Genomic DNA, 5,712 nt, shown 5'->3' on the forward strand with positions numbered 1-5,712 from the left:
GACCCACCCCGACGGCCAGTGCCACGCCCACGGGTACGCCCACCCCGTCGGCCGGGGCACTGGTCGTCGGCGACGGGGTGGGCGTACCCGTGGGCGTGGCACTGGCCGTCGGGGTGGGTCTGGTGGTCGGCTGGCAGCCGGGTGCCGCCTGGGCCGGCGTGGCGGTACGCGCCGCGACCAGTCCACCGGCCGCGATGCTGAGCAGCACCACCAGCACGGTGAAGAGCGGACGCCCGGCGGACCCGCCCGCTGTCGACGGGGGCAACGGCTCGCCCTGCCGGTCCACCGCCGTCGACGGCAGCAGTTCGGTGTCCCGCTCCGCCACCGACGGCAGCAGTTCGGTGTCCCGGTCCTGGTCGTGGGTAAGGCCGGCCGGGCTCGGTTCCTCGTCGTGCGGTCCGTCGTGCGGCCCGCCGGACGGCTCGGCGACCCTCGCCGGTCGGACCACGGTGGGTGCCCAGGCGAAGCCGAGGGCGCCACCGACCATGCCGAACAGCATGCCGATGAAGAAGCCGCCGAGGTTCACCGCGATCAACGAGAAGACGGCGGTCATCGCGCCGACGATCGCGTAGAACATCCGCTGCTGCGGGCTGAACCACATGAGCATGCCGCAGCTGACCAGCATGGTGGGGATCAGCCAGGAGAGGAACCCGGTGGGTCCCATCTGGAAGCTGAGCCCGCCGAGGCTCATCTGGGTGGTCAGGAAGATCTCCACCCCGGCGAGGGCGGTCAGCAGCCCGCCCCAGAAGGGTCGGGCCCGCCGCCATCGGCGGAAGCCGCGCCACGCCCGGGCGAGCCCCCCGGGCCGGGCGTGTTGCGGATTCGCGGTTGTCACGTGCTCCTCCTGAGCGGATCTGCTGGGTAGGGGGCAGGAACAGGCCCGCGGAAGGTGCCCTCCGCGGGCCTGGCATCAGCTCAGAAACATTCCTTGGCGTCGGCGCCCACGTTGACCTTGAGCTTGAGACCGGTCAGCGCGAAGGTGCCGGCGCTGGTGGAGCGGGCCACCTGCTTCAACCCGGTGATCTTGACCTCGTCGGCGCTCTGGCCGAAGGAGCCGGCCTGCGCGGTCGGTTCCAGGTCGGTGGCGTCCCGGCCGATCTTGATGTTCTTGAAGACGGCGTCGCCCTCCAGGGAGTCCATGTCGATCAGCAGGCCCTGGGCGGTGGCCGGGGTACCGCCACCACCGGCGTTGATGGTGAGCACCACGGGCATGCCGGGCACCTTCACCGACTGGCAGAGGTCGTAGAGCTTGGCCTCGTCGATGGCGGAGACGGCCACCGGGTGCACGGTGCCGTTCTTCTCCTTGGCCAGACCGCCGTACTGGGTGAAGCCCTTGCCCTCAAGGGTGGATGCGGACACCTTGAACGTCTGGCCGGAGACGGCGAACGAGGCGGCGATGGCACCGTTGGCCATGCCGAAGACGATCGCGCCGGCAACGGCGGTGGCGGGCACCATCAGCGCGGCGAACCGGCGCCAGCGGGTGCCGCCCTGCACCAGACGGTCCTCAGAATCCTTCACGGGGGTCCTCCTCGACGAGGGGTCACCGAGCGGCGGTCGCGGCTCGGGGAGAAAGCGGGGGATCGATGTCGGTCGCAGCGCCCACGCCGTACCGGCGGGTAACGCAGCGCGCGAGTGGATGTTCCCGCGTGGCGACGCAGCTCACAAGACCCGCGCTACTGGTCGGTAACCTCGAAGTCGACTCAAGATCGCCTATGGTTACCAACCGTCAACGTGTTGCAGGACACAGCTGATGGGCAAACCGGGCCGATTGCGACAGGGCACCCGTGATCGCCGCCGGAGCGTAGCCGCGAAACGCGTTTGTCACGTTTCCGTAACGGCAGCCTGATAAAGCGCTGTGGATGAGCCACCGACCAGCCGTCCGGACTGCTCCGACTCCACCGGTCGTCGACCGGAGTGCACTGGAGCGCCGCCACCGACGCCCGGGAGCGTTGGTTACCGTAGTCCTTCACAGTCGTACTGGCGCGGGACGAACGGTACGTCCACCGCGCGAGGTTGGTTGCGATCGAGGTTGCCTGTGAGTCTGTACGGCAAGAAGGAACTACCCGCCGACGAGCGCCCCACCGTCCAGGTCACCGCCGTCACCTGGCCGATGGAGGACACCCCCGTGGGGAGCCCGCCCACCACCGGTACCGGTGCGTCCGGGCCCCGCCGTGGCCGACGCGGGCTCCTGGTGACCGGTGGGGTGGTCGTCGCCCTCCTGGCGGCCACCGCCGGCACCGGTGGCTACGCGTACGCGGGCGAGGTGCCCCGGGGTATCCAGGTGCTCGGTGCCGAGCTGGGCGGCAAGAGCCGGGCGGCGGCGACCACCGCGCTCCAGGCCGAGCTGGACCGGCGGGCAGCCGAGTTCACCCAGCCGGTCCCGGTACGCGTCGCGGACCAGACCGTCCAACTCGACCCGGCGGCGATCGGGTTGACCGTCGACGTGCCTGCCACGGTCGAGGCCGCCGCAGCCGCCCGGCCCGACCCGCTGCGCCGGCTCTTCGGGTCCCACCCGGTCGACCCGGTGGTCGCGGTGGACCAGGCGAAGCTCGACGCGGTACTCCGGACCGCCCTCGGCAAGCAGGCCCGACAGATGACCATGCCCGGCATAAAGTTCAGCGGCACCACCCCGAAGCCGGCCTACCCGGCCCCGAGCCGGGACGTGGACGCCGAGGAGTCCGCCCGGGTGGTCCGGGCCGGGTGGCTGACCGGCCAACCGATCACCGTGCCGCTGGTCGAGAAGCACCCGGCGACCAGCCGGGAGGAGGTCGACCGGCTGGTCGCCGAACTGGCCAGACCGGCGGTGGCCGCCCCGGTGAAGGTCACCACCCCCGCCGGAGCGGTGACCATCGCGCCCCGGACCATCGCCAGCAGCCTCGTCTTCACCGCCGACAAGGCCGGCAAGCTCACCCACCGGGTGGACGCGAAGAAGCTCCGTACCGGTCTGGCCGGCCAGCTCTCGAAGATCGAGGTGGAGCCGAAGAACGCCCGGGTGTTGATCGAGGGGGGCAAGCCGAAGGTGGTTCCCGGCACGGCGGGCCGGCAGCTGGACACCGAGGCGCTCAGCACCGCCCTGCTCGACGTACTCCCGAAGACCGACGGGCGGGAGGTCAGCGGCACCCTGAAGGCCAGCGAACCGGAGACCACCCCGGAGGAGGTCGCCAAGCTGGGCATCAAGGAACGGGTCTCCACCTTCACCACGAAGTTCACCGGCGGTCTCTCCGCCCCGCGCAGCCAGAACATCGTCACCATCGCCAAGGCGGTCGACGGCGCGGTGGTGAAGCCGGGCGCGACCTTCTCCCTCAACGGGCATACCGGTGAGCGCTCGTACGCCAAGGGCTACCGCGACGCGCCGGTGATCCTGGACGGCAAGCTGGTACCCGGAGTGGGTGGCGGTACCTCACAGTTCACCACGACCCTGTTCAACGCCACCTACTACGCCGGGTTGGAGGACGTCGAGCACAAGCCGCACTCCTACTGGTTCAGCCGGTACCCCCCGGTCATCGAATCGACGATCTTCTGGCCCGACCTCGACTTCAAGTTCCGCAACAACACCCCGTACGGCGTGGTCATCGACACCTCGTACACGTCCAGTTCGGTGACCGTCTCGATCTGGAGCACCCGGATCTGGGACAGCGTCAAGACCGAGTGGAGTCCCCGGCGGAACATCACCAAGCCGAGGACGATCTACCTGCCGCCGGGGCCGAGCTGCATCGCCACCAACGGGATCGACGGGTTCACCCAGGACGCCTGGCGGATCTTCCGCAAGGACGGCCGGGAGGTCCGGCGGGAGAAGTTCAGCTGGACCTACCAGGCCGAGCCCCGGTACCTCTGCGCCAAGCAGCCGGGCACCTGACCGGGACACCGTTCCGCCCGACCGGAGCCGGGCACGACGAAGGGGCCGTGGCCCGCGATGTGGGAGGTCGCGGGCCACGGCCCTTTCCTGGTGGTGCCGGTTCAGTCGACGTGCAGCCCGGTGGCCACCGGCCCGGTGAAGGCGGAGGTACCGAAGAGCGAGTTGACCCGGGACGCCTCGGTGGCACTCGGGTACGCGTTGGTGCAGGAGACCGGCGCGCTGCTGCCGGACATCAGATCCGAGCAGAGACCGGTCCGGTTGTCCGGCAGGCCCAGGATGTGCCCGAGTTCGTGGGACGCGATCCGGGTCCGGTTGTAGCCCTGGTTGACCGCCTGCCAGCCCATGTAGATGACGCCGGAGCCCAGGCCGTACACGTACGCCCGGGGCCACCCCGAGTCGACGTAGATCTTCACGCTCGCCGGGGTGCCACGCTGAAGCTGCACGTTGGTGACCCGGCTGTTCCAGATCGCGGCGGCCTGGTCGAAGTTGGTGGCGAACTCGCCGGCCCGGCTGACGTCGTAGTAGACGATGCGGGCGGCGGCGGACGCCGGCGCGGCGGCGACGACCTGTACGCCGACCAGGGACAGGGCGACCGCCAGCAGGCCGGCGGCGGTACGGAACAACTGCCGTCGAATCATCCGAGTATCTCCCGATCGCAGGAATCGGCACCGTCCGGCGCCAACAATCGATACTCGTTAATTTAGTGACGGAGTGGCCCTGATCGCCGCATACCAGTTACCCCATACCGGGCCCCGACCCATCCGGACCGGTTGCCTCCCGGGAGCGGGGCCCACGGCCGGCCGCCCACGGTATTGCCCGTCAACGGCTCGTCGCCTGCGGTACGCCCGTCAGGGGCGGGCGGAAGCCAGCCCCTCCCGGACCCCCTCGGCGTCCCGGTCCGTGCCGTACACGGGCGTGTCCGGCTGCTGCCGCCAGCTCTCGTCCAGCGTCCCGGCATCGACCGGGTCGAAGCCCAGCTCGTCCACCAGGTCCATGACCATCCGCTTGGCCTGTTCGTCGTCCCCGGCCACCGGCAGGGCGATCCGGTTACCGGTACCCGCCGGGCGGCCCTGCTCCAGCAGGTGCTGCGCCTGGATGTTGTTGAACGCCTTGACCACCCGCGCACCGGACAGGTGACCGGCGACCCACCGGCTCGAACTGATGCTCCGGTCGGCGACCTCGGGGATCTCCCCGTCCCGCTGGACGTAGTAGTTGTTCGCGTCGACCACGACCCTGCCGTCGAACGCCTCCGCCGGTAGGTCCGGTACGGCGAACAACGGCACCGCGACCACCACCAGTTCGGCGGCAGCGGCGGCCTGGTCGACGGTCCCGGCGGTCGCGCCGGTTTCCGCAGCCAACCCGGCCAGTGACTCCGGCCCACGGGAGTTCGCCACCGTCACGTCGTGTCCGAGGGCGCACAGTCGACGGGTGAGCGTACCGCCGATGTGCCCCGACCCGATGATTCCGACCTTCATCACCGCACTCCTGACTCCACCGGACAACCGGTGGCTGAGGTTCGACCCGAGCCAGTCGGGGAGGTACCCCGGCCACCCCGGCCCGATGCACAACGAGGCGTTCGACACATGGTTGTCGACTGTGGCCCGGGTACGTGCCGGTTCAGCAAAAAGAGTGCGTGCTGAGGATGGGTGGGTGCCCGTCTCCGGGTTCCTCCCATATGCAGATACAGGTGTGGGCCACCCCGTTTCGGGGTGGCCCACACCTGTGAAGATGTCCGGCGGCGTCCTACTCTCCCACACCCTCCCGAGTGCAGTACCATCGGCGCTGGAAGGCTTAGCTTCCGGGTTCGGAATGTAACCGGGCGTTTCCCCTCCGCCATGACCGCCGTAACCCTATCG

Annotated in this window: 5 protein-coding genes and 1 rRNA gene; 1 reads left to right on the forward strand and 5 read right to left on the reverse strand. The window is 69.9% G+C overall.

The features are described from left to right. Positions 1-835: DUF6114 domain-containing protein (locus tag GSF22_RS29740; RefSeq protein ID WP_307804445.1), on the reverse strand; the 835-nt coding region annotated here is incomplete at its 3' end. 80 nt (positions 836-915) lie between these two features. Further along, on the reverse strand, positions 916-1,455 hold the full coding sequence (locus tag GSF22_RS29745) for a DUF6230 family protein (RefSeq protein ID WP_208817236.1): 540 nt from the start codon (positions 1,453-1,455) through the stop codon (positions 916-918). 574 nt (positions 1,456-2,029) lie between these two features. On the opposite strand from GSF22_RS29745, the gene GSF22_RS29750 reads away from it, so the two are divergent. Continuing rightward, a complete protein-coding gene (locus GSF22_RS29750) occupies positions 2,030-3,856 on the forward strand; it encodes a VanW family protein (protein WP_208817233.1) in 1,827 nt (608 codons plus the stop codon). A gap of 101 nt (positions 3,857-3,957) precedes the next feature. Here GSF22_RS29750 and GSF22_RS29755 read toward each other — a convergent pair whose 3' ends face one another. From GSF22_RS29755 to rrf, 3 genes are all read right to left on the reverse strand, one after another. Further along, positions 3,958-4,494 carry a snapalysin family zinc-dependent metalloprotease gene (locus GSF22_RS29755; RefSeq protein WP_208817234.1) on the reverse strand — a complete coding sequence of 179 codons (537 nt, stop codon included), beginning with the start codon at positions 4,492-4,494 and terminating at the stop codon, positions 3,958-3,960. Between the two features lie 210 nt (positions 4,495-4,704). Then, a complete protein-coding gene (locus GSF22_RS29760) occupies positions 4,705-5,574 on the reverse strand; it encodes an NADPH-dependent F420 reductase (protein ID WP_439957819.1) in 870 nt (289 codons plus the stop codon). Between the two features lie 12 nt (positions 5,575-5,586). Then, positions 5,587-5,703, reverse strand: a 5S ribosomal RNA gene (gene rrf, locus GSF22_RS29765). Positions 5,704-5,712 lie beyond the last annotated feature (9 nt).

Origin of the sequence: Micromonospora echinofusca, from assembly GCF_017614955.1 — a bacterium.
GTDB classification, from domain to species: domain Bacteria; phylum Actinomycetota; class Actinomycetes; order Mycobacteriales; family Micromonosporaceae; genus Micromonospora; species Micromonospora echinofusca_A.

Coding starts and splice junctions, on each gene's coding strand:
- GSF22_RS29755 (WP_208817234.1), bottom strand. CDS start 4,494: ATGATTCGACGGCAGTTGTTCCGTACCGCCGCCGGCCTGCTGGCGGTC.
- GSF22_RS29745 (WP_208817236.1), bottom strand. CDS start 1,455: ATGGTGCCCGCCACCGCCGTTGCCGGCGCGATCGTCTTCGGCATGGCC.